General features: G+C 64.9%; 21 protein-coding genes. 9 read left to right on the forward strand and 12 right to left on the reverse strand.

Annotated features, from left to right (window positions below; genetic code table 11):
• Positions 1 to 52: 52 nt before the first annotated feature.
• The 4 genes from J2W49_RS23635 to J2W49_RS23650 form a co-directional block, all read right to left on the reverse strand.
• Entirely contained in the window at positions 53 to 865 is an 813-nt protein-coding gene (locus tag J2W49_RS23635; RefSeq protein WP_310321878.1) for a carbohydrate ABC transporter permease, read from the reverse strand.
• Between the two features lie 29 nt (positions 866 to 894).
• Positions 895 to 1788 carry a carbohydrate ABC transporter permease gene (locus tag J2W49_RS23640; RefSeq protein WP_310321880.1) on the reverse strand — a complete coding sequence of 298 codons (894 nt, stop codon included), beginning with the start codon at positions 1786 to 1788 and terminating at the stop codon, positions 895 to 897.
• Between the two features lie 61 nt (positions 1789 to 1849).
• Positions 1850 to 2926, reverse strand: a complete 1077-nt coding sequence (locus J2W49_RS23645) for an ABC transporter ATP-binding protein (protein ID WP_310321881.1) — start codon at positions 2924 to 2926, stop codon at positions 1850 to 1852.
• Positions 2926 to 4002 carry an ABC transporter ATP-binding protein gene (locus J2W49_RS23650; RefSeq protein WP_310321882.1) on the reverse strand — a complete coding sequence of 359 codons (1077 nt, stop codon included), beginning with the start codon at positions 4000 to 4002 and terminating at the stop codon, positions 2926 to 2928. Before J2W49_RS23650 ends, J2W49_RS23645 begins: the two co-directional genes overlap by 1 nt.
• 160 nt (positions 4003 to 4162) lie before the next feature.
• Between J2W49_RS23650 and J2W49_RS23655 the strand changes: the two genes are divergently transcribed.
• The 4 genes from J2W49_RS23655 (at position 4163) to J2W49_RS23670 (ending at position 8794) form a co-directional block, all read left to right on the forward strand.
• Positions 4163 to 4945, forward strand: a complete 783-nt coding sequence (locus tag J2W49_RS23655) for a DeoR/GlpR family DNA-binding transcription regulator (RefSeq protein WP_310321884.1) — start codon at positions 4163 to 4165, stop codon at positions 4943 to 4945.
• 21 nt (positions 4946 to 4966) lie between these two features.
• Complete coding sequence (gene glpK / locus J2W49_RS23660) at positions 4967 to 6460, forward strand: glycerol kinase GlpK (protein WP_310321886.1); 1494 nt, start codon at positions 4967 to 4969, stop codon at positions 6458 to 6460.
• 256 nt (positions 6461 to 6716) lie between these two features.
• Positions 6717 to 7544 carry a pyrroline-5-carboxylate reductase gene (gene proC / locus J2W49_RS23665; protein ID WP_310321888.1) on the forward strand — a complete coding sequence of 276 codons (828 nt, stop codon included), beginning with the start codon at positions 6717 to 6719 and terminating at the stop codon, positions 7542 to 7544.
• A 707-nt stretch (positions 7545 to 8251) separates the two neighbouring features.
• On the forward strand, positions 8252 to 8794 hold the full coding sequence (locus J2W49_RS23670; RefSeq protein WP_310321889.1) for a L,D-transpeptidase: 543 nt from the start codon (positions 8252 to 8254) through the stop codon (positions 8792 to 8794).
• A gap of 40 nt (positions 8795 to 8834) precedes the next feature.
• Here the strand turns inward: J2W49_RS23670 and J2W49_RS23675 are convergent, their stop codons facing one another.
• The 3 genes from J2W49_RS23675 to J2W49_RS23685 form a co-directional block, all read right to left on the reverse strand.
• On the reverse strand, positions 8835 to 9779 hold the full coding sequence (locus tag J2W49_RS23675) for a UbiA family prenyltransferase (protein ID WP_310321891.1): 945 nt from the start codon (positions 9777 to 9779) through the stop codon (positions 8835 to 8837).
• Between the two features lie 181 nt (positions 9780 to 9960).
• Entirely contained in the window at positions 9961 to 10464 is a 504-nt protein-coding gene (locus tag J2W49_RS23680; protein ID WP_310321893.1) for a Dps family protein, read from the reverse strand.
• 32 nt (positions 10465 to 10496) lie between these two features.
• A complete protein-coding gene (locus tag J2W49_RS23685) occupies positions 10497 to 11456 on the reverse strand; it encodes a hydrogen peroxide-inducible genes activator (protein ID WP_310321894.1) in 960 nt (319 codons plus the stop codon).
• A 137-nt stretch (positions 11457 to 11593) separates the two neighbouring features.
• On the opposite strand from J2W49_RS23685, the gene J2W49_RS23690 reads away from it, so the two are divergent.
• A complete protein-coding gene (locus J2W49_RS23690) occupies positions 11594 to 12130 on the forward strand; it encodes a hypothetical protein (RefSeq protein WP_310321895.1) in 537 nt (178 codons plus the stop codon).
• A gap of 98 nt (positions 12131 to 12228) precedes the next feature.
• Here J2W49_RS23690 and J2W49_RS23695 read toward each other — a convergent pair whose 3' ends face one another.
• Complete coding sequence (locus J2W49_RS23695) at positions 12229 to 14574, reverse strand: ATP-dependent DNA helicase RecG (RefSeq protein ID WP_310321896.1); 2346 nt, start codon at positions 14572 to 14574, stop codon at positions 12229 to 12231.
• A gap of 113 nt (positions 14575 to 14687) precedes the next feature.
• On the opposite strand from J2W49_RS23695, the gene J2W49_RS23700 reads away from it, so the two are divergent.
• Positions 14688 to 15305: a flavin reductase family protein gene (locus J2W49_RS23700; protein ID WP_310321897.1), complete on the forward strand. Its 618-nt coding sequence runs from the start codon at positions 14688 to 14690 to the stop codon at positions 15303 to 15305.
• 76 nt (positions 15306 to 15381) lie between these two features.
• A complete protein-coding gene (gene queA, locus J2W49_RS23705) occupies positions 15382 to 16494 on the forward strand; it encodes a tRNA preQ1(34) S-adenosylmethionine ribosyltransferase-isomerase QueA (RefSeq protein WP_310321898.1) in 1113 nt (370 codons plus the stop codon).
• Here the strand turns inward: queA and J2W49_RS23710 are convergent.
• From J2W49_RS23710 to J2W49_RS23720, 3 genes are read right to left on the reverse strand one after another with little or no spacing between them, the layout of a single operon-like run.
• Positions 16480 to 16791 (reverse strand): non-heme iron oxygenase ferredoxin subunit, encoded by a 312-nt coding sequence (locus tag J2W49_RS23710; RefSeq protein ID WP_405001077.1) that lies wholly within the window; start codon positions 16789 to 16791, stop codon positions 16480 to 16482. The two genes, queA and J2W49_RS23710, sit on opposite strands and share 15 nt — an antisense overlap.
• A gap of 14 nt (positions 16792 to 16805) precedes the next feature.
• Positions 16806 to 17300 carry an aromatic-ring-hydroxylating dioxygenase subunit beta gene (locus J2W49_RS23715; RefSeq protein WP_310321900.1) on the reverse strand — a complete coding sequence of 165 codons (495 nt, stop codon included), beginning with the start codon at positions 17298 to 17300 and terminating at the stop codon, positions 16806 to 16808.
• The gene (locus J2W49_RS23720) at positions 17297 to 18610 is read right to left on the reverse strand and encodes an aromatic ring-hydroxylating dioxygenase subunit alpha (RefSeq protein WP_310321901.1); all 1314 of its coding nucleotides are present in this window, start codon (positions 18608 to 18610) and stop codon (positions 17297 to 17299) included. The genes J2W49_RS23715 and J2W49_RS23720 overlap by 4 nt, the downstream gene beginning before the upstream one ends.
• 107 nt (positions 18611 to 18717) lie before the next feature.
• On the opposite strand from J2W49_RS23720, the gene J2W49_RS23725 reads away from it, so the two are divergent.
• Positions 18718 to 19662, forward strand: a complete 945-nt coding sequence (locus tag J2W49_RS23725) for a LysR family transcriptional regulator (RefSeq protein ID WP_310321902.1) — start codon at positions 18718 to 18720, stop codon at positions 19660 to 19662.
• 139 nt (positions 19663 to 19801) lie between these two features.
• Positions 19802 to 19954: a hypothetical protein gene (locus J2W49_RS23730; RefSeq protein ID WP_310321903.1), complete on the forward strand. Its 153-nt coding sequence runs from the start codon at positions 19802 to 19804 to the stop codon at positions 19952 to 19954.
• A gap of 65 nt (positions 19955 to 20019) precedes the next feature.
• Here J2W49_RS23730 and J2W49_RS23735 read toward each other — a convergent pair whose 3' ends face one another.
• Positions 20020 to 22143, reverse strand: coding sequence for a site-2 protease family protein (locus J2W49_RS23735; RefSeq protein WP_310321904.1), 2124 nt, complete (start codon positions 22141 to 22143; stop codon positions 20020 to 20022).
• Positions 22144 to 22146 lie beyond the last annotated feature (3 nt).

Here is a 22146-nt window from a genome sequence, read left to right on the forward strand (position 1 = left end):
GGGTGACGCCCCCTTGAGGGGGAGGCGCCGAAGGCGCATCGGGGGTGGGCCATCACACCCGCCCCATTGCAAAACCTTTGGCGATGTAGTGGCGCACGAACCAGATCACGATGGCGCCGGGCACGATGGTGAGCACGCCGGCGGCGGCCAGCGTGGCCCAGTCCATGCCGCTGGCGCTCACCGTCCGGGTCATCGTGGCCACAATCGGTTTGGCATTGACGCTGGTCAGCGTGCGTGCCAACAGCAGTTCCACCCAGCTGAACATGAAGCAGAAGAACGCGGCCACGCCCACGCCAGCCTTGATCAGGGGCAGGAAGATGGTGAAGAAGAAGCGCGGGAAGCTGTAGCCGTCCACGTAGGCGGTTTCGTCGATCTCGCGCGGGATGCCGCTCATGAAACCTTCCAGAATCCACACCGCCAGCGGCACGTTGAACAGCAGGTGGGCCATGGCCACCGCGATGTGCGTGTCCATCAGGCCCATGGTGGTATAGAGCTGAAAGAACGGCAGCAGGAACACGGCCGGTGGCGTCATGCGGTTGGTCAGCAGCCAGAAGAACACGTGCTTGTCGCCCAGGAAGCGGTAGCGCGAGAACGCATACGCAGCCGGCAGTGCCACGGTCAGCGAGATCACCGTGTTGATGCCCACGTAGATCAGGCTGTTGATGTAGCCCGAGTACCAGGACGGATCGGTGAAGATGGTTTTGTAGTTGGCCCAGGTGAACTCGGCCGGCCAGAGCGTGAAGGCCGAGAGGATCTCCTGGTTGGTCTTGAAGCTCATGTTGACCATCCAGTAGATGGGCAACAAGGCGAAGATCAGGTAGGCGAACAGAAAGAGGGTGCGTTTCCTGAACCGGCGCTCAACCATGGAGAACCTCCTTCTGTGTTGAACGAAATTCAGTCATGGCCGTGCTCCTTGGGGTTCGTGCCCAGGCTCTGCATCCAGTTGTAGAGCACGAAGCAGAACAGCAGGATGATCAGGAAGTAGATGAGGGAGAAGGCGGCGGCCGGGCCCACGTCGAACTGGCCGACGGCCTTGGTGGTGAGGTACTGCGAGAGGAAGGTAGTGGCGTTGCCCGGCCCACCGCCAGTGAGCACGAAAGGCTCGGTGTAGATCATGAAGCTGTCCATGAAGCGCAGCAGCACAGCGATCATGAGCACGCCACGCATCTTGGGCAGCTGGATGTAGCGGAACACCGCCCACTTGCTGGCGCCGTCGATGCTGGCGGCCTGGTAGTAGGCATCGGGGATGCTGCGCAACCCGGCAAAGGCCAGCAGCGCCACCAGCGGCGTCCAGTGCCACACGTCCATGGCCAGCACCGTCCACCAGGCGTGCGAAGCATTGCCGGTGTAGCTGTAGTTGAAGCCGGCCTGCTGCAGGTAATAGCCCAGCAGGCCGATGTCGGCGCGGCCGAAAATCTGCCAGATGGTGCCGACCACGTTCCAGGGAATCAACAGCGACAGCGCCACGATCACCAGCACCGCTGAAGATTTCCAACCCTGCGCGGGCATCGAAAGCGCCAACGCAATGCCCAGCGGAATTTCCACCAGCAGCACCGCAAGCGAAAACTGGATCTGGCGCCACAAAGCCTGGTGCAGGTCCTGGTCGCGCATCACGGCGGTGAACCATTCGGTGCCCACGAAGATGCGGCGGTCGGGCGACAGGATGTCTTGCACCGAGTAGTTGACGACTGTCATCAGCGGCAGGATGGCGGAGAACGCCACGCAGATGATGACGGGCAACACCAAGAACCAGGCTTTCTGGTTCACGGGTTTGGTGGTCGTACTCATGGATGTGCCTCCGTGCTGCACACGGCAGCGCGAGATTGGGTGATGCGATCCATCAAAGCGCTCATGAAACCAATGCCTCGTTTTGATAGAAGCAGGTGTGGCTGCCCAGCACCTGGAGGTGGACGGTGTCACCCGGTGACGGCGCAGCGGCTTCGGGCGAGAGACGGGATTTCAGGCTGTGTTCACCGATCTGGCTGGTGACCATCAGATAGGTGCCGATGTCCTGCACTCTCTGGACCTGTGCAGGCAAGGTGCCAGCCTCTCCGGCCGCAGACAGCGCGAGGTACTCCGGGCGAATGCCCAGGGTGAGCGGCCCGGCGGGCAGCGCGCGCCCGGCGGACACGTCCAGGGTCTGGTTCAGCACCTGTAGCTTTCCCGCCTCGTGTTGTGCAGGCAGGAAGTTCATGCCGGGGGAACCAATGAAATGGCCGACGAAGGTGTGCGCCGGGCGCTCGAACAGCGCTTCGGCCGGGCCCACCTGCACCGCGCGCCCGCGCGTCATCACCACCACTTCGTCGGCAAAGGTGAGGGCCTCCACCTGGTCGTGCGTGACGTAGATGAGCGTGAGCTTGAGTTCGTGGTGGATCTGCTTGAGCTTGCGGCGCAGCTGCCACTTCAGGTGCGGGTCGATCACGGTCAGCGGCTCGTCGAACAGCACGGCCGACACGTCCGAGCGCACCAGCCCACGCCCGAGCGAGATCTTCTGCTTCTGGTCAGCGGACAGACCGGCCGCACGCATGTCGAGCTGGTGGCTCATCTCCAGCATCTCGGCGATGCGACCCACACGCTTCTGGATTTCAGCCGCCGGCACCTTTCGGTTCTTCAGTGGAAAAGCCAGGTTCTGCGCCACGGTCATGGTGTCGTAGATCACCGGGAACTGGAACACCTGGGCGATGTTGCGCTGCTGCGGGCTCAGGCGGGTCACGTCGCGGCCGTCGAACATCACCGAGCCCTGCGACGGCTGCAACAGCCCCGACATGATGTTGAGCATGGTGGTCTTACCGCAGCCCGAGGGGCCGAGCAGCGCGTAGGCGCCGCCGTCCTCGAAGGTCATCTTCAGAGGCAGCAGGGCATAGTCTTCATCCCGTTGGGGGTTGGCCTTGTAGGCGTGTGCGAGGTCGAGTTCGATGCGGGCCATCAGACGGCCTTTCCGGGTCGTGCCGGGGCCCGCACCAGCGGGCCGGCGGCGTCAAAAACAAACAGGCTCTCGGGATTCAGGTAGAGCGTGATGGGGTCGCCCAGCGGGCAGTCGTGCACGCCGGTGAGCTGGGCCACGAGTTCGCCCACGGCCGTGTGCACGTGCACGAAGGTGTCGGAGCCGGCGATTTCGGCCAGTTCCACGCGCCCTGGCAACGGTACGTCCCCTGCCCTCGCTTGAATCCGCAGGCCGCCGGCACGCACACCCAGGGTGAGCAGGCGCGGCGCGTCGGACGGCAACGCCAGCGGCCACACCACATCACCGCCCACGCGAACACCGCCCTCCACCACTTCACCCGCCATCAGGTTCATGGGAGGATCGCTGAAGGCGCGCGCCACGCGGATGCTCTGGGGTGAATGGAACACCTCGGCGGTGGGGCCGTACTGCAGCAGTTCGCCAGCGTCCATCACCGCGGTGTATCCGCCCAGCAGCAAGGCCTCACCGGGTTCGGTGGTGGCGTAGACCACAGTGGAGTCACCGGTGGCGAACAGCTGCGTGAGTTCCTCGCGCAGTTCTTCGCGCAGCTTGTAGTCCAGGTTCACCAGGGGTTCGTCGAACAGCATCAACGGTGCACCCTTGGCCAGGGCACGCGCCAGGGCCACGCGCTGCTGCTGGCCGCCAGAGAGTTCGGCCGGCAGGCGGTCCAGGAACATTTCGATGTGCAGGCGCGCGGCCAGTTCGCGCACCTTGCGGTCGGTGTCGCGCTCGCCGCGCAGCTTCATGGGCGAGGCGATGTTCTGCGCCACCGTCATCGAGGGGTAGTTGACGAACTGCTGGTAGACCATGGCCACGTTGCGTTGGCGCACCGGCACCCTGGTCACGTCCAAGCCATCAGCCACCACCCGCCCGGTGCTGGCCACGTCCAGCCCAGCCATGATGCGCATCAGGCTGGTCTTGCCGGCCTGCGTGGCGCCCAGCAGCACCGTGACGGCGCCCGGCACCAGGGTGAGGCTTTGGGGATAGAGGTGGACAGAAGGCCCCACGGTCTTGCCCACTTGCTCCAGAGAAAGCTGCATTCGAGTCCCAGTGTGAAAAAACGCACGCCCAAACGCGGTGTGCCGTTTCGTTTGAGCGATTCTATTGTTCGTTTATGTTCTTTTTTATTCGGTATTTACCCTGAGCCGGTGATTTTTGTTTTCCGTTATGTTCGGGCTGTCTTCTTTTTGACTTCATCGAATGAACCTCAATCCGCGTCACACGCAGCTGCTTGATGACGTGCGCGCCCGTGGGCCGCAAACCATCGAGGCCCTGGCCGATCGCTTTGGCGTGACCCTGCAAACCGTGCGGCGCGACGTGCAGCGCCTGGCCGAAGCCGGCCTGCTCTCGCGCTTTCACGGCGGCGTGCGCCTGCCCGGCTCCACCACCGAGAACATCGCCTACCGGCAGCGCCAGCGCATGTCGTCCGCCGCCAAGACCCGCATCGCCCGGGCGGTGGCGCAGCGCGTGCCCAACGGCTGTTCGCTGATCATGAACATCGGCACCACCATTGAGGCGGTGGCGCACGAGCTGCAGCACCACCGGGGCTTGCGCGTCATCACCAACAACCTGCACATTGCCTCGTTGATGAGTACGCACCCGGATTGCGAGGTGATCGTGGCCGGCGGTCAGGTGCGCAGCGCCGACCAGGGCATCGTGGGCGAAGCCACGGTGGATTTCATGCGCCAGTTCAAGGTCGACATCGGGCTGATCGGGATCAGCGGCATCGAGGCCGATGGCACCTTGCGCGACTTCGACTACCGCGAAGTGAAGGTGGCACGCACCATCGTCGAACAATCGCGCGAGGTCTGGCTGGCGGCGGATCACAGCAAATTCAACCGCCCGGCCATGGTGGAACTCGCGCGACTGGACGACATCGATGTGTTGTTCACCGACCAGCCGCCCCCGGCCCCATTCGATGAACTCATGGCACTGGGCAACGTGGAATGCGTGCTCTGCGGCGCAGACCCCGAAGCCCCTTGACATTTTTTTCCGAGAACCGCAATGACCTACTTGTTGGCCCTGGACCAGGGCACCTCCAGCTCCCGCAGCATCGTGTTCGACCGCGAAGGCCGCGTCGTGACCATGGCGCAGCGTGAATTTCCGCAGATCTACCCCCAGCCCGGCTGGGTGGAGCACAACCCGATGGACCTGTGGCAGACGCAGCTGGCCACGGCCCGTGAAGCCCTGAAACAGGCCGGTCTGCGCGCCGATCAGATCCACGCCGTGGGCATCACCAACCAGCGAGAGACCACGTTGGTGTGGAACCGCAAAACCGGAGAACCGGTCTACAACGCCATCGTCTGGCAGGACCGTCGTGCCGAAAACACCTGTGCGGCCCTGCGCGAACAGGGGCTGTCTGACACGGTGCTACAAAAAACCGGCCTGCGCATCGACGCCTATTTTTCAGGCACCAAGCTGAAGTGGATCCTTGACCACGTGCCCGGTGTTCGAGCCCAGGCCGAGCGCGGCGAACTGGCCTTCGGCACCGTGGACAGCTGGCTGATCTGGCAGCTCACCGGTGGGGCGCGCCACGTGACCGACATCACCAATGCTTCGCGCACGATGTTGTTCAATGTGCACACGCGCCGATGGGACGACGAGATGCTGACGCTGCTGGGCGTGCCCGCCAGTCTGATGCCTGAAGCCCTGCCATCCAGTGCGCATTTTGGTCAGATGGGTGCCGAGTGGCTGGGTGCGCCACTGGAGATTGCCGGCGTGGGCGGCGACCAGCAAAGTGCGCTGTTTGGCCAGGCCTGCTTTCACGCCGGCATGGCCAAGAACACCTACGGCACCGGCTGCTTCATGTTGATGCACACCGGCGAGCGGTTCCAGGTGAGCCAGAACGGCCTGATCACCACCGCAACCGCCCAGCCACCGGGCAAGCCGCAGTACGCGTTGGAAGGCAGTGTGTTCATCGGCGGCGCGGTGGTGCAGTGGCTGCGCGACGGCCTGCGGGCCATCGAGTCCAGCAGCGAGGTACAGGCACTGGCCGAGAGCGTGCCGGACGCCGGCGGCGTGGTGCTGGTGCCGGCCTTCACCGGGCTGGGTGCACCCTACTGGCAGCCCGACACGCGCGGCACCATCACAGGCCTCACGCGCGGCACCACCATGGCCCACATTGCGCGAGCGGCACTGGAGAGTATCGCCTTCCAGAGCGCCGCCCTGCTGGACGCCATGAGCCGCGACGCCGTGGCCGCTGGTGGCGTACCCGTGAGCGAGTTGCGGGTGGACGGTGGTGCCTGCGTGAACGACTTGTTGATGCAGTTCCAGGCGGATCTGCTGGGCATTCCGGTGGTGCGCCCGGCCGTGATCGAGACCACGGCACTGGGGGCGGCCTACCTGGCGGGTCTGCACACCGGGCTGTATGCCGGGCTGGAAGAGTTGTCGAACCAGTGGAAGGCCGAACGCACGTTTCACCCCACGCTGTCGCGCGAACGGGCGGCGGAGAAGATGGCGCAGTGGGAGCATGCTGTACGTCAGACGGTGGCTGCCTAGCCGCCACACCCCCCGCGCCGCTTCGCGTGCCTTGCAGGCCGCGACACCGTCAGAGCCGGTGTCACTTCGGGCTGTCCAAGTCTGCGCAGGCAGACTTGGAGCCGCGGCCCTCAGCCCCCCTGGGAGGGGGGCGGCACCTTGGCCCAGCAAAGCCGGTTCCTTGGTGCCCCTGGACTGGTGCACTTCGCTCCGGACGCCTCGTCGAGTTCCGTTCGGTGCTCGCCTTGTGTTGTCTTCCTCCAGCGACAATCGCGAGATGAACACTTCTACCCATCCCACCATCACTTTCATCGGCGGCGGCAACATGGCGAGTGCCATTGTTGGCGGTCTGTTGCGTCAAGGGCATCTCGTCAACGCACTGCAGATCGTTGAGCCCTGGGACGAGCAGCGCGTCAAGCTGGGTCAGCAGTTTCCTGGCGTTGCGGTGCTGGCTGCCGCTGGCCCGGAATTGCGGCCATCAGACCTCGTGGTCTGGGCGGTGAAGCCGCAGACGTTCAAGGAGGCAGCCACCAGCAGCCAGCCGCATTTGTCGGGCGCGCTGCACCTGAGCGTGGCCGCCGGCATCACCAGCGAGAGCATGGCCAACTGGTTACAGACGCAGCGCATTGTGCGCGCCATGCCGAACACCCCTGCCCTCGTGGGCCTGGGCATGACAGGGCTGTTTGCCCGCGCAGGTGCCAGCGAGGCCGACCGGGCGCTGGTCGAGACCGTGGTGAAAACCACGGGCGAGCTGGTGTGGGTGGCGTCGGAGGAACAGTTGGACGCCGTGACCGCGATCTCGGGATCAGGCCCGGCCTATGTCTTCTATTTCCTGGAGGCCATGCGCGACGCGGGTGCGCGCATGGGGCTGCCGCCTGAAGTGGCGTTGCAACTGGCGGTGGGCACTTTCGTGGGCGCCTCCACGCTGGCCCAGCGCTCGGAAGACCCGCCGCAAACCTTGCGCGAGCGCGTGACCTCCAAGGGCGGCACGACCTACGCGGCGCTCACCTCGATGGAAGCGGCAGGTGTGAAAGCCAAATTCGAAGAGGCGCTGTTCGCCGCTCAGAAACGAGCCGAAGAACTCGGCCGCGAATTCGGCAATTGACCTCGCGCGGCTCGCGGACGCAGTGTGCTCTGCTCTGCGGCTGTCCCCCGCCAAGGGCCTTGCCCTTGGCTCCTCCTTTATGGCCGATCTGAGCGGTCGATTTTTGAGCATGCCTGCAAGTCAAGAACCTCACGCGCGTTTTCACACAGCCTCGGCCCGAAGCGGACGAAGGCACCTACTCGGCTACTAGGTTCCTGACGAGGCCAGCAGCAACGGCGTAGTCGACCGCTTTGCGCATAGCAACTTCCGTTACTGACTCGATAACGAGAAGGTTTGGCTCGATGAATAAGGGCCGGAGGTCCAGTCGTAAGAACTTTGGCGGCGAAGTAAGCCAGTCGCATCAACTTTGACCCAGACCGGGCCGACCCTACGGCACGAGGTTTTGGAAGCCCTTGATTTTTTTTGAATGTCCCAGAGCAGTTGCTGTGGCGCCCTACGATGAATGCCCCCCTGGACTGAAGACGCATTTGCGCTGCCTTTCGCCTGCTTTTGCTCGCCTTGCCATCCTGCAGGGCCAATAGCATTTGTCCACACGGCGGTCTTTCGGGGTCGTCATTCGTGGCAGTCGCGGGAGGTGCAAGCCCTTCCGCGTTTATATGCGGTGGCTTTGCAACATGCGGTTCTCGATCTCTGGGCTCACAGTCGCGCTATTCGTCGCCCTGCTTGGCGGGCCGGCCCTGTCGGCAGGGGCCGCGCCATCACCCAACATGCCAGCTGTCGATGCGTTGGCGCTGGCCCGACAGGTGATTGCCTCTGCAGACCACGGAGGCCTGCCTTTCGCTGTCGTCGACAAAAAGGCGGCCGTGCTCACGGTCTTCCTGGGCAACGGCCAACTCGTCGGCTCCACGCCGGTGCTGCTGGGGGCGGACTATGGCGACCGGGCCGTGCCGGGCGTAGGGGAACGTACCCAGAGCGGACAACTGCGAAAGGGCGACCGGGTGACCACAGCAGGCCGATTCGTCTCCCAGCCTGGCCGCAACCTCGGGGGCGAATCCGTGGTCTGGATCGACTACGACAGCGCGCTGGCTATCCACCGATTGCGCCCAGGACCGTCGCAGCAGCACCGCGCGACGCGCCTGGCCTCGGCTGACCCGCAAGCGCGCCGCGTATCGGCCGGCTGTGTGGTGGTGCCGGTGGCGTTCTATGAAGCTGTCGTATCGCCTGTGCTTGGTCGCAGCCGCGCTGTCGTTTACGTGATGCCTGAAGCCGGCGCGGCGGCGGACGAACCATTGGCCCCCAGCAACGCCTGAGCGTGCCGGCGGTGAGCCTTGAACCACCATTCGAGTTGGCTCAAACCAACCCGAGCACCACGCCCACAAACACCGTAAACCCCAGCCAGTGGTTGATGCGGAAGGCCTTGAAGCAACCCTCTCGGGTGCGGTCTTTGATCAATGTGAAATGCCAGACCACGTGCCCCAGTGCCACCAGTAGCGTGGCGCTCCAAACCCAGGGATTCACGGCGCCCCAGAGCACCGCGCTCCAGATGCCCAGGTACACCAGGTAGCAGGCAATCGCGACGGGAACGTCCAAGTCGCCCAGGGTGATGGCCGAGGTTTTCATGCCGATCTTGAGATCGTCGTCGCGGTCCACCATGGCGTATTCGGTGTCGTAGGCGATCACCCAGAACAGGTTGCCAAGCATCAGCACCCAGGCCATGGGTGGCACGCTGTGCCACACGCCTTGCCAGAACCCGGGTGCCTGCCACGCGGTGGCGAACGAAGAAAGCTCCCACAACGGCCCACCGTTGACCGCCGCAAACGCCATGGGAATGCCAAAGCTGAACGCCACGCCCAGCACCGCCTGCGGCATGGAGACCAGCCGCTTGGCGTACGGGTAGACGATGGCCAGCACCAACCCCAGGCCAGACCACGCGATGGTGGCCAGGTTGGTGGTGAGCACCAGCACAAACGCCGCGAACGCCAGCACCGCACCCACCGCCAGCGCCTCCTTCACCCCGATGCGCCCGCTGGTCACTGGCCGCTGGGCGGTGCGCTTCACATGCTTGTCGAATTCACGGTCTGCCACGTCGTTGACGCAGCAGCCCGCGCTGCGCATGAGGATGGTGCCCAGCACGAACACCAGCAGCAGATGCAACCCAGGAAACCCGTCTGCCGCCACCCACAGGGCAGACAAAGACGGCCACAACAAAAGCAACCACCCCGCCGGCCGGTTCCAGCGGATCAGGTCGAGATAAAGAGCAAGCCGCGAAGGCGCGGGGGCCGTGGATGCAACCATGAAAGAACAAACAGTCGAGCAATCAACCACATACAACCGGCAGCATCTCCGGAGCGAAGTGCCCCATCCAGAGATGCCGCGGAACTGGCTCTGCCAGGCCGCAGGCATCGCCCCCTTGAGGGGGTGACGCGCCTTCGGCGCGGCGCGGGGGTGGGCGTAATCCCTGCGCGGGGGTGGTGGGTCAATCCTCCAGGATCGAACGCAACATCCAAGCCGTCTGCTCGTGTACCGTCAGCCGCTGGGTCAGCAGATCGGCCGTGGGCTCGTCACCGGCCTTGTCGACCACAGTGAACAGCTCGCGCGCGGTGCGGGCAACCGCTTCATGGCCCTGCACCAGAATGCGCACCATTTCCATGGCCTTGGGGGGCGTAGCCGGTGCGTCGGGCACCGAGCTGAGCTTGCCGAACTGCGCATAACTGCCGGGCGCAGGGTGGCCCAGTGAGCGAATGCGTTCGGCGACCGGGTCCACCGCGTTCCACAGTTCGGTGTACTGCGCCATGAACATCGCGTGCAGCGAATTGAACATCGGGCCGGTCACGTTCCAGTGGAAGTTGTGCGTGGTCAGGTACAGGGTGTAGGTGTCGGCCAGCAGCTTGGACAAGCCCTTGGCGATGGCGGCGCGGTCTTTTTCACCGATGCCGATGTTGATGGTGGGCGCTGCGACTTTGCCGGTGGCTTTGGCCATGGAAAACTCCTGGGAAAGGTTGAAGAAAAAATTCAGGAAAGGCGTTTGACGCCTGGCAACTCGCAGGCGTAGATGGCGTTTCTCAATTCGGCGATGGCCTCGTAGCGGGTGAAGCTGCGCCGCCAGGCCAGCACCACGCGGCGGGTGGGCGCTTCACCCTTGAAGGGCAGGTAGCGCACATAGGAGGAATCGCCAAAATCCTGCCCGGCATTGCTCGCACCTTCCAGCGCCGAGCCCGGCACGGACAAGCGCGGCACCAGGGTGATGCCCATGCCGGCAGCCACCATGTGCTTGATGGTTTCCAGCGAAGAGCCTTCAAAGCTTTTGCGAATGCCCTCGGTGTCGTTGCTGAAGCGGGCAAATTCCGGGCACACCTCCAGCACGTGATCGCGGAAACAATGGCCGGTGCCCAGCAGCAGCATGGTCTCCTTCTTCAGCTCTTCGGTGGTGATGAAGCTCTGCTTGGTCAGTGGATGGGTGTGCGGCACGGCGGCCAGAAAGGGTTCGTCGTACAGCGGCGCGATGGCCAGGTTGGTGTCTGGAAAAGGCTCGGCCAGGATGGCGCAGTCGATCTCGCCCAGGCGAAGCTGCTCCAGCAGCTTGACGGTGAAATTCTCCTGCAGCATCAGTGGCATCTGCGGCGTGCGGTCGATCACCTGACGCACCAGGTCGGGCAGCAGGTAGGGGCCGATGGTGTAGATCACGCCCAGTCGCAGCGGCCCGGCCAGCGGGTCCTTGCCGCGCTTGGCAATTTCCTTGATGGCGGCGGCCTGCTCCAGCACCGTCTGTGCCTGCCGCACAATTTCTTCACCCAGCGGCGTGACCGCGATTTCATTGGCGTTGCGCTCGAACACCTTGAGTTCAAGCTCTTCTTCCAGCTTCTTGATGGCCACCGACAACGTGGGCTGCGACACGAAGCAGGCCTCGGCCGCTTTTCCGAAATGGCGCTCACGAGCCACGGCCACGATGTACTTGAGTTCGGTCAGCGTCATGGGCGCATTTTGCGCCATGAGTGAATGGCTGACAAAAGCCGCACCCCGGCAGTCTTCCTTGTCGACTCTTCTATACTTCGGCGCATGCCTTGGCCCGAACCCGGTGCCACCTCCACATTCACAAGGATTCCCCGCCCATGAACACCCGGATGTCCCTGCTGGCCTGTGCCAGCGCTGCCATGCTTCTGGTCGCCTGTGGCGGCGGCTCAAGCAGCAGTTCCAGTGACGACAACGGTTCGGGCTCAACCCCGGGCGAGAAGGCCGACACCTACGTGGGCAGTTGGCGCACCGAGTGCAAGGAAGACTATGCTGCGGGCGAAAACCCCGCCTATCCGGGCGGAAAGTCCCAGTTCACGGGCCTGGTGCTGGCGAAAACGGGTGCAACTGCCCTGAACTTCACCCAGAACACCGCCGAATACGAAACCCCGAACTGCAGCGGTCCACGCACTGCGCTGTTCACCAGTCGGGGCACGGTGAGCCTTGACGGCAGCAAGCGGATTGGCAATGTGGAAGTGGACAAAGCCACCTTCACCACCACATCGGGTCCCGTCGTGATCGGCAAGGTCTTGCTCTGGGTCAACAACGGCCTGCTCTACAAGGGCACACAAGCGCCACGTGACGCTCAGGGCTACCCCAATCAGATGGAAACGAACGACCCCTGGTCGCCGATCTGATCGCTGGCCACGCCCGGACCGACAGACAGCCCGCCCGACAAGGCGGGCTTTTTTCGCCCTGCCCCCTGCCCGGACCGCACCAAAGCTGGCGCAGTTGCTCAGGCCTTGAGGTACTCGCTGCGAGCGCCGAGCCAGCGGGCCACGTGCTTCTGCGCTGCATCCGGGTGCTCGGCCAGCATCACGGGCGCGGCCGAGCGCGCCCAGGCGAGCAAGTGGGTGTCGGTGGCCAGGTCTGCAAAGCGCAGCAGCGCCGCACCCGACTGACGAGCGCCCAGGAATTCCCCGGGTCCACGGATTTCAAGATCACGCCGGGCGATTTCGAAACCATCGTGGGTTTCTGCCATGGCACGCAAGCGCTCGCGCGCGGTTTCGCCCAATCGCCCGCCATCGGGTGGCGTGTACATCAACACGCAGGCCGACGCCGCGGCACCGCGCCCCACCCGGCCGCGCAACTGGTGCAGTTGGCTCAAGCCGAAGCGTTCGGCATGCTCGATCACCATCAGCGAGGCATTGGGCACGTCCACGCCCACTTCGATCACGGTGGTGGACACCAGCACGCCCATGCGCCCGCTGGTGAAGAGCGACATCACGGCCTTTTTCTCTGCCACCGGCATGCGCGAATGCAGCAGGCCCACGGTAACAGTAGCCCCCCCCTGCGCCGCTGACGCGGCTTCCCCCCTCTCTGGCGCGCCCTCGGCGCTGGGAGGGGGGACGCGCCCTTGGGCCGGCAAAGCCGGACCCTCGGGAGCCTTGGACACGCGTTCCTCTCCTCGGAAAAGCACTGCAGGGCTGTTGAGCGCCGCACTGAGTTCGGCGTGCGTGGCGGTGGCGTTGGTGAGATCGATCGACTCGCTCTCTTCGATCAGTGGGCACACCCAGTACACCTGCCGCCCCTGCGCCACCTGGGCGCGGATGCGTTCAATGACCTCAGCTCGGCGGCTATCGGACACGACTTTGGTGACGATGGGCGTGCGCCCCGGCGGCAATTCGTCGATGGTGGACACGTCGAGGTCGGCGTAATAGCTCATGGCCAGGGTACGCGGGATGGGCGTGGCGGTCATCATGAGGAGGTGTGGCTCCACCCCCGTCGCTTGCTCACTGCGTGTGGCCGCATCCCCCCTCAAGGGGGCGCCACCCTGCGGCCCGGCGAAGCCGGTTCCGCCGTGGCCCTGGACGGCGTCCGGCGTCGTCTTCGCGCGCAGCGCCAAGCGCTGCGCCACGCCAAACCGATGCTGTTCGTCGATGATGGCCAATGCCAGGTTGCGGAACTGCACCTGCTCCTGAATGACCGCGTGGGTGCCCACCACCAGCGCGGCCTCGCCGCTGGCAATCAGCGCCAGCATTTCCGTGCGCTGCTTCTTCTTCTGGCTGCCGGTGAGCCATGCCACGCGCTTGCCCAGGGGCGCCAGCAGCGGCTCCAGCCAGCCGATGAGCTTGGCGAAATGCTGTTCGGCCAGGATTTCGGTGGGGGCCATCAGCGCACACTGCCAACCGCCATCGATGGCCACCGCGGCAGACAAAGCGGCCACCACGGTCTTGCCGGAACCCACGTCACCCTGCAGCAGGCGGTGCATGGGCACGGGGCGGGCCAGGTCGGTGGCGATTTCTTTGCACACCCGGCGCTGGGCGGGGGTCAAGGCGAACGGCAGCGCACCCAGCAGCTGTTCGTGCAGGCCGCCGGGCCGGGTGGTCAATGCCGGCGCGCGAAAGGCATCGCGTTCGCGCTTGGCCATGAGCTGCGACAGCTGTTGCGCCAGCAGCTCTTCGGCTTTGAGGCGCTGCCAGGCGGGGTGGCTGCGGTCTTCCAGCGCGGCCATCGAAACGTCGGGCCTGGGGTGGTGCAGATAGAACAGCGCCTCGCGCAGCGAGGTCAAGGGTGCGCGCAGTCCGCTCAAGCTCTGTTGCAGGCTCTGCAGCAGCTCAGGCGGCAGCGTTTCGCTCAAATCGGCACGCTGCAAGCCGCCGGCCACCGCCTTGCGCAGGTAGGCCTGGGGCAGTTGGGCACTGGTGGGGTAGACCGGCGTCAAGGCGTCGGGCAAGGCACCGCCTGCGGCGTGAAACGCGGGATGCATCATGCTGCGGCCCATGAAGCCGCCGCGGATCTCGCCGCGCACCCGCACCCGGGTACCCACCGCCAGCGCTTTCTGGTGCGAAGGGTAAAAGGTGAAGAAGCGCAGCGTGCAAGTGTCGGACCCGTCGTCCAGTGTCACCAGCAATTGGCGGCGCGGGCGCAGTGTGATTTCGTTGTGGGTGACCGTGCCCTCCACCTGCACGACGTCGCCTTCACGCGCATCGGCCAGGCGCACCACGCGGGTTTCGTCCTCATAACGCAGCGGCAGGTGCAGCGCAAGGTCGATGGCGCGCTCCAGACCCAGCTTGCGCAGGGCTTTCTGGGGCGCGGAGAGCGTGGGTGGAGCGGCTTTGCCTTCGGCTGGGGCGGGCATGGGCGCATTGTGCCCGGCCGGGGACGAGCGCCCGCCTCAGCCAATGCTCCAACATGTGCAGGCCTTGCAACCATGGCCTAGCATTGCACATTCAAAGAGCCCGGCACCCCCCAATGGAACCCACCCACTTCTACGAACCCGCCCAGGGCCACGGCCTGCCGCACGACCCGTTCAATGCCATTGTCGGTCCGCGCCCCATCGGCTGGATTTCCACACGCGGCGCCGACGGCGTGCTCAACCTGGCCCCCTACAGTTTTTTCAACGCCTTCAACTACGTGCCGCCCATCGTGGGCTTCTGCAGCATTGGCCACAAAGATTCGGTGAGCAATGTGGAGGCAACGGGCGAGTTCGTGTGGAACCTGGTGACGCGCCCGCTGGCCGAGCAGATGAACCAGACCTGCGCACAGGTGCCACCCGATGTGGATGAATTTGCGCTGGCCGGGCTCACGCCGGTGGCCTCACGCGTCGTGGCTGCTCCGCGCGTGCTGGAAAGCCCGGTGAGCTTTGAGTGCCGGTTGTCACAACTCGTGCGCCTGACATCGGCCGCGGGCACGCCCATTGACAGCTGGCTGGTGCTGGGTGAGGTGGTGGGCGTACACATCGCGCAGCACCTGCTGAAGGACGGCGTCTACGACACGGCGAATGCCGGACACATCCTGCGCGGCGGCGGCCCGGCCGACTACTTCAGCATCGGCCCCGAACAGCTGTTCCGCATGTACCGGCCGCGCTGAATCCGATCCGCCGAACTGCGACAATCGACGCCTTCATCTCTTCACTTGGAACGGGCCTGTCCGGCCCTCAAGCCGCATGTCTTCCCCCGCTTCCGCTGCGCGCACCTTCACGGTCGCCGATTTCGATTTTTCCCTGCCCGACGATCTGATTGCGCAGCACCCGGCTGCCGAGCGCAGTGCGTCCCGGCTGCTCGACGGCCGCGCGCTCCCGCCCGAGGACCGCATCTTTCGCGAACTGCCGGATCTGCTCAACGCCGGCGACCTGCTGGTGTTCAACGACACCCAGGTGGTCAAGGCGCGATTGTTTGGTGAGAAACATTCGGGCGGCAAACTGGAGCTGCTGATCGAGCGCGTGCTGCTGCCTCACGAAGCGCTGGACGGGTCGGCACAGGAAGTGGTGGGCCACCTGCGCGTGAGCAAGAAGCCCCAGCCCGGCGGCCGGCTGCTCATGGCCGGCGGGCTGCAGGGTGGGGGTTTTGACGCGGAGTTCCTGGGCCGCTGGCCTGACGAGCAAGGCCAGCTGTTCCGGCTGCGCCTGCAAGGTCCGACCGGTGAAACGCCGTATGAGCTGATGACCCGCCACGGCCATGTGCCATTGCCGCCCTACATCACCCACACGGACGACGCCGAAGACGAGCGCCGCTATCAGACCGTGTTTGCCCGTGTGCCCGGTGCCGTGGCCGCCCCCACCGCCGCCCTGCACTTCGACGAAGGCGTGCTGGCCGCACTGGATGCGCGCGGCGTGCAACGGGCAAACGTGACGCTGCACGTGGGGGCCGGCACTTTTGCGCCCATGAAGACCGAGCGCATCGAAGAACACGTGATGCACCACGAGCGCTACGCCATACCTGCCGAGACCGTTCAAGCCATTGCCGACTGCCGCGCGCGTGGCGGTCGCGTGGTGGCGGTGGGCACCACCACCGTGCGCACGCTGGAGAGCTGGGCCCGCAGCGGCGATACCACGGGCGACACCAACATCTTCATCACCCCGGGTTTTGACTTCCGCGTGGTGGACCTGTTGGTGACCAACTTCCACCTGCCCAAGAGCACGCTGATGATGCTGGTGAGTGCCTTTGCCGGCTTTGATCCCGTGATGGCGCTGTACCAGCATGCGATTGCGCAGCGCTACCGGTTCTTCAGCTACGGCGATGCGATGTTGCTGGAGCGATTGCCCTCAAGCCAAATCTAGAAACACCCGGCCACCCTCCACCTTCACCGGCCACACCTTGATGGCTTCGGTGACCGGCGCGCAAGTGGGGGCACCGGTACGCAGATCAAATCTGCCCTGGTGGAAAGGGCATTCGATCTCATGCCCCTCAATGAATCCATCGCACAGGCTCGCATTGCCGTGGGTGCAAAGGTTGTCGGTGGCAAACACCTCGCCATCCACCGAAAACAAGGCGATGTTGCGTCCACCCGGTGCCACCGGAATGCCTGCGCCTTCAAACAGATCGGCCTCGGCGGCCACGTCGGTCCAGTTGTTCATGAGGCTCATCCTGTTCAGATGGGGTAAATGATGGAGTTGGGGATCATTTCGCTGTCGTAGATGCAGAGGCGTTGAGCGAACCTGAAGCCCTGAGGGGTGCTGACAACGATGTCAAGGTAACGCCCGACATTGAACACCGTGCTGGGCCCATCCAGCTTGGTGCGGAACACAGCGTAGTTCGCCTCGCAATGCAGCCGGCCCTCGGTGTCGATCTTGCGCACCACCGGCGCGCCCACCACGTGGCGCTGGTAGTAGGGATCGTGGAACAGGGTTTCCTTGATGCCGTAGACGCGGTCGCGCAGCATGGCCTGGCTGTCGAAGGCCAGGGTGGCCAGCGGGAAGCCGCGCTCGTGGTTTTCGCGCGGTTGCAGCTTGTAGATGCAGTCGGTGGTGAAGAAGCCGGGCCACAGGTCCCACTGGCCGCTGTCCACCGCACTCGCGTAGTCTGCGTACAAGGTGTGCAGCGCCTGGAAGGTGGCGAAGTCCACGGTGGGTACGGCCTGGCTCATGATGCGGCCTCCGCTGGTGACGGTACCGGATCGACGTCTGCCTCCATCACCTTGCGCCAGTATTCGTACATGCCACGGATCAGCGTCTCGGTCACCATGTGGTCGGTGTCGCTCACCTCGCGCCCGCCCAGTTCGGCCAGCGTGCGGTGCTGCGGCTTGCTCTTGAAGGCTTCCTGCGAGAACTCGATCACTTCGCCATCGTCGGCGCTCACGAAACCGGCAGGGCCAAACAAGTTGGCCTGCCGCAAGCGGCGCTGGGTCATCTCTTCGCTGTCGTCTTCAAAACCGAAGTGGGTCCAGACAAACTCAAAGGCGCCGGTGCCATCGGGCTGGATGTGGCGGGTGGACACGCTGTTGACCTGCTGCTGGAAGATCACGCTGGGGAACAGCGTCATCATCACCGCCGTGGGCATTTCCTCGCCCATGCGCCACCAGGCTTCCGGCACGATGTCCAGGAAGCGCGGGTCTTCCAGCTGCATGCTTTCCTTGAAGCTGGACACCTGGGTGACCTGTGCTGCTTGGCCCGCGCTGCCGCGGGTGGAGATCATGGCCGCGTGGCGGTGGTGCTCGTCCATCAGCAACTGGCTCTTGTTGTCGGCGCGCCAGAGGCCGAAGGTAACGAACCATGTATGCAGCAGGCCCGGGTGGTAGGGGTCCTTGATGTTTTCCTGCATGAGCTTCCAGTTGCCCGGGATGCGCTGGCGGTTGTAGCCCAGGATGCTGAGCTTGCGGCCGTTGAACAGGCGGTCGAAATAGCGAAGGATGGCCGGCCCCATGAAGTCTTCGAGCGACTCGACCTCATGGTCGAAGCTGGCGAACACCACGCCGCCGCGCACGGCCACCTTCAGCTTGGTCAGCGAATGCTCCTTGGGGTTGAAGTCGGCCGGCATGCCACCGTTGACCTTGCCGTCTTGCCGCACGCCGCGCCGGAACGGCACGCCCTGCAGGTCACCGTTGGTGGCGTAGCTCCACTGGTGGTAGGGGCAGACAAACTCTTTTTTGTTGCCGTGGCGTTCGCGGCAGAAGCGCATGCCGCGGTGGGCACAGACGTTTTCCACCACGTGCACCGCACCGTCTTCGGCGCGGGTCATGATGACCGAGCGCTCGCCGATGGCCGTGCGCTTGAAGTCGCCGGTGTTCGGAATCTCCGCTTCCAGACCCACGTAGCACCAGTGGCCCTTGTAGAAGAAACGTTCCAGCTCGCGCTGGTGGCGCTGCTCGTCGGTGTAGACGGCAAAGGGAATGCGACTGGTGCCGCCCAGTTCCCAGGACAAGGTGTCCGGGCCGGGCTGCGGGGCGGGGGGGCTCATGGCTGTCTCCTGTTTTCGCGGGGTCGCTGGTGATGATGGCAAGCCCATCAACATCAGACAAGAGAATTTTGGTGATACGCCCTATTCACCGGTGAAATAATGGATGCATGAACCTGGCCGACATGGATCTCAACCTGCTGGTGGTGTTTCACCACCTGCTGCGCGAACGGCGCGTGTCGCGCGTGGCCCAGACGCTGGGCCTGAGCCAGCCTGCCGTGAGCAACGCGCTGCGCCGCCTGCGCGCCCTGCTGGGCGACGAACTGTTCCTGCGCACCCCGGGCGGCATGGAGCCCACGCCGTACGCACAGCAACTCGCCGCTCCGCTCTCTCAGGCGCTGGACACCTTGCGCGACGCACTCAACGTGCGCGCCTCGTTCGACCCGCCCACCAGCACCCGCTGCTTCACGGTGGCCATGAGCGACGTGGGCGAAACCTACTTCCTGCCGGTGCTGATGGACGCACTGGCACGGCATTCGCCGGGTGTGACCTTGCGCTGCGTGTCGGTGGCCGACCCGGCCTTGCGCGAGGACATGGCCCAGGGTCGGGTGGACCTGGCGCTGGGTTCACTGCCCCAGTTGCAGGCAGGCTTCTTCCAGCAGGCGCTGTTTCGTCAACCCTACCTGGCGCTGATGCGCCAGGGCCATCCGCTGGCCAGGCGCAAACAGATCTCTGCTGCGCAGTACCGACAAGCGGGCCATGTGCGGGTGATCGCCGCCGGCACCGGCCATGGCCGGGTGGACCGTGCGCTGGACCAGTTGGGCGTGACGCGCCAGGTGCAACTGACCGTGTCGCACTATGCGGCGCTCGGCCACGTGCTGGGCAGCACCAACCTGCTGGCCACCGTGCCCGAACGCTTTGCGCAACGCGTCACCGGCCCGTTCCAGCTGCTCACCCGCCCGCTCGCACTGCCCTTGCCCACCAGCACCATCGCCCAGCTCTGGCACGCCCACCTGCACCGCGACCCCGGGCACCAGTGGCTGCGGGCGCTGGTGGCGCGGCATTTCGGCAGCGAGGCGGACTTCCCGGCCGTAGAGGCAGCATCGCCCCCATGAGCGCAGCAGGGAAGGCAGCCGAGTGAGCGCCGTATGTCAGTTGGTAACAACTTCCTGTCCCCTCATTCCGGAATCGCGCCCTGTTGCAGCGAGAATCGCGGGCAGCCTTTTTTGAAGACGCACCCCACTTGACCGCACCGTGATTGAAATCTGCACCCGCCTCGGCCTCGCCCTCGTCCTGTCCGTGACCCTCGCCGTGCTGCTGGCCTGGGGCTGGGACAGTTCCGATCCGCTGCCCATCGACAGCGACCGCATCGTCGAAGCGCCCGCAGCGCAAACGCCGGCGCAGTAAGCCTCTCCACGACGACCGAAGCACATTCCCCACCTGGGGGACTGGATCGGCACCTGCGCGGTCACTCAGAGTCCGGACTCCCGGTTCCACAGCTCAACGGCCTTCCTGAACCAGCCCCCCACCACACCGCGGCCGGTGGCTCCAATGGCAACAACGCCGAGTTTTTCCTGCAAGGCAGGGGTGGCCTCGCCATCGCAGCGGTCCAGGCGGACCCGGAACACGGCATGCAATGGCACGGTCAGGCCTTGTGCGTCCACGCTGGCTGGCAAAGAACCGCCATGCGGGCTGCCAAGAAACGCGTGCTCCAGATGCGACAGTGCCACGCGATCCAGGGAAGCCACCTGACAGTTCACTGCGGGCAGGCGCCAATCTTCAGGCACGAAGCGCGCCGCGTCCCCCAGCTGGATCCGAGGCATGTCTTCATTGACGACGTAGGCGTCGATCCTGGCGGCGCCGTCTGCCACCACCTGCACCAACGGCTCGCCGCGACGCACCCACACCCCGGGCTGAAGGCCCGGGGACACCTTCATCACGCGCCCGCTGATGCCGGCCCTGACCTCCAGCTGGTCTCGCAGTGCCAACTGGCCCGACAGTTCGGCCTTGGCCGCCGCCCACTGCTCGCGCAGTGCAGGCCCCAGTCCGCGCAAATCGGCGTTCAACGGCTGCTGAGCCAGCTTCCATTGCATGGACTGCTCCCGTACGCTGGCAGCGGCCAGGCGCTGGTCAAGATCCGCAGACGTCAGGGCCACCACGGTCTGCCCCTGGCTCACGGACTGGCCATACCCCGTGTCCAGCGACTTGATCTGGGCCGCCATCGGCGCATACAGCCACTGGGACTGGTCGGCGCCCAGAACGGCCGGGGCACGAACGCCCCCTGGCCAGGGCACGCACAGTGCCAGCAGGGCCAACAGCAGGCCTGCAGTGCTGAGCATCGAAGAACGCGTCCAGCGATGGCCTGATCGTCCTTGCCACCATTGCTTGAGCTCCTGGCTGATGGGCCGCCACACAAACCAGCCCAGCTCCACGGCCAGCAGCACCAGGCCCAGGGCCTTGAAGAACAGGTGATAGACCAGAAAGGCAATACCCAGGAACAGCACCAACCGATAGATCCAGGTCAGGTAGGCGAACCCGATGAGGAACCCTGTCGTCCGCCGGCCCAGATCCTCTGGCGCTGGATCGCACCATCCCAGCAACACCCGCCGCAGCTTCCAGCGTCCCAGGGCAAAGGCACGTTCGTGGAGGTTGGCGATGCCAACCGCGTCAGACAGCAGGTAGTAGCCGTCAAACCTCATGAAGGGGCTCAGATTGACCGCGAGCGTCAGCACCCACGTCGTGGTCGCCAGCATGAACGCACCCGCACGCACAGGCCCATCCGGCAGCCACATCCATGCCCATGTGGCCACCACAGCGAGCATCAGCTCGGTCGCCACGCCGGCGGCGGCGATTTGCATCCGCGCCTTTCGAGACGGCAGCTTCCAGGCATCGGTGGTGTCGGTATAGAGCACCGGCATCATGATCATGAAGGCCACGCCCATCTGCGGCACCCGGCAGCCATGTCGATGGGCAGCGAGCGCATGACCCAGTTCGTGAGCGATCTTTGCCACGCCCAGCGAAACCAGGATGCCCAGCGCGGAGGTCCAGCCCGCGTATCCAACGAAGGTGCCCACAAAGGCATCCCATTGGAACGACACGCCCACGAGGGCCGCCAGGGCCAGAAAGACCAGCAGCTTCCAGAACACGGGGTGGAAGCACCATGTCATCTTGGGTGACAACCAGGCCAGCAAGGCAGTCGGCCGAAACAGTGGCACCCTGAAAAAGAGGTAGTGCTTGAGCAACCATTGCAGCTTGCCCGTGCGTTGCATGGCGCCTGCCCGCTGCAGCCGTGCGGTGTGCCCAGGGCCATGCTGGTCAAGGAGAAAGTTCTGTTCCAGGAAGGCCCGGAGTTCTTCAATGTCCTCCCTGCCGATGTGCAGGGTGGTTCGCGCGCAGACGTCCGTCACCACCGCGTCCGGCTCGCGCATGGCCCAGCGGGAGAGTATTTCAAAGGCAGGCCAGCTGATCTCATAGAAGCGGTGGACGACCGGATCGTGCAGCACCCACGAGGGCGCGCCACCGGCATCTGTCGGTCCTGCGTGAAGCTGCAGGTCCTGCCTCAGGGGCGGCAAGCTTTCGGTCGCGTTCGGCGCCATGGG

It is taken from the genome of Hydrogenophaga palleronii (genome assembly GCF_031457455.1).
Taxonomy (GTDB): domain Bacteria; phylum Pseudomonadota; class Gammaproteobacteria; order Burkholderiales; family Burkholderiaceae_C; genus Hydrogenophaga; species Hydrogenophaga palleronii_A.

Bases quoted from the DNA above. Each gene is read 5' to 3' on its own strand.
- J2W49_RS23635 (WP_310321878.1), bottom strand. From the start codon at position 865: ATGGTTGAGCGCCGGTTCAGGAAACGCACCCTCTTTCTGTTCGCCTAC.
- J2W49_RS23640 (WP_310321880.1), bottom strand. From the start codon at position 1,788: ATGAGTACGACCACCAAACCCGTGAACCAGAAAGCCTGGTTCTTGGTG.
- J2W49_RS23645 (WP_310321881.1), bottom strand. From the start codon at position 2,926: ATGGCCCGCATCGAACTCGACCTCGCACACGCCTACAAGGCCAACCCC.
- J2W49_RS23650 (WP_310321882.1), bottom strand. From the start codon at position 4,002: ATGCAGCTTTCTCTGGAGCAAGTGGGCAAGACCGTGGGGCCTTCTGTC.
- J2W49_RS23655 (WP_310321884.1), top strand. From the start codon at position 4,163: ATGAACCTCAATCCGCGTCACACGCAGCTGCTTGATGACGTGCGCGCC.
- glpK (WP_310321886.1), top strand. From the start codon at position 4,967: ATGACCTACTTGTTGGCCCTGGACCAGGGCACCTCCAGCTCCCGCAGC.
- proC (WP_310321888.1), top strand. From the start codon at position 6,717: ATGAACACTTCTACCCATCCCACCATCACTTTCATCGGCGGCGGCAAC.
- J2W49_RS23670 (WP_310321889.1), top strand. From the start codon at position 8,252: ATGCCAGCTGTCGATGCGTTGGCGCTGGCCCGACAGGTGATTGCCTCT.
- J2W49_RS23675 (WP_310321891.1), bottom strand. From the start codon at position 9,779: ATGGTTGCATCCACGGCCCCCGCGCCTTCGCGGCTTGCTCTTTATCTC.
- J2W49_RS23680 (WP_310321893.1), bottom strand. From the start codon at position 10,464: ATGGCCAAAGCCACCGGCAAAGTCGCAGCGCCCACCATCAACATCGGC.
- J2W49_RS23685 (WP_310321894.1), bottom strand. From the start codon at position 11,456: ATGACGCTGACCGAACTCAAGTACATCGTGGCCGTGGCTCGTGAGCGC.
- J2W49_RS23690 (WP_310321895.1), top strand. From the start codon at position 11,594: ATGAACACCCGGATGTCCCTGCTGGCCTGTGCCAGCGCTGCCATGCTT.
- J2W49_RS23695 (WP_310321896.1), bottom strand. From the start codon at position 14,574: ATGCCCGCCCCAGCCGAAGGCAAAGCCGCTCCACCCACGCTCTCCGCG.
- J2W49_RS23700 (WP_310321897.1), top strand. From the start codon at position 14,688: ATGGAACCCACCCACTTCTACGAACCCGCCCAGGGCCACGGCCTGCCG.
- queA (WP_310321898.1), top strand. From the start codon at position 15,382: ATGTCTTCCCCCGCTTCCGCTGCGCGCACCTTCACGGTCGCCGATTTC.
- J2W49_RS23710 (WP_405001077.1), bottom strand. From the start codon at position 16,791: ATGAACAACTGGACCGACGTGGCCGCCGAGGCCGATCTGTTTGAAGGC.
- J2W49_RS23715 (WP_310321900.1), bottom strand. From the start codon at position 17,300: ATGAGCCAGGCCGTACCCACCGTGGACTTCGCCACCTTCCAGGCGCTG.
- J2W49_RS23720 (WP_310321901.1), bottom strand. From the start codon at position 18,610: ATGAGCCCCCCCGCCCCGCAGCCCGGCCCGGACACCTTGTCCTGGGAA.
- J2W49_RS23725 (WP_310321902.1), top strand. From the start codon at position 18,718: ATGAACCTGGCCGACATGGATCTCAACCTGCTGGTGGTGTTTCACCAC.
- J2W49_RS23735 (WP_310321904.1), bottom strand. From the start codon at position 22,143: ATGGCGCCGAACGCGACCGAAAGCTTGCCGCCCCTGAGGCAGGACCTG.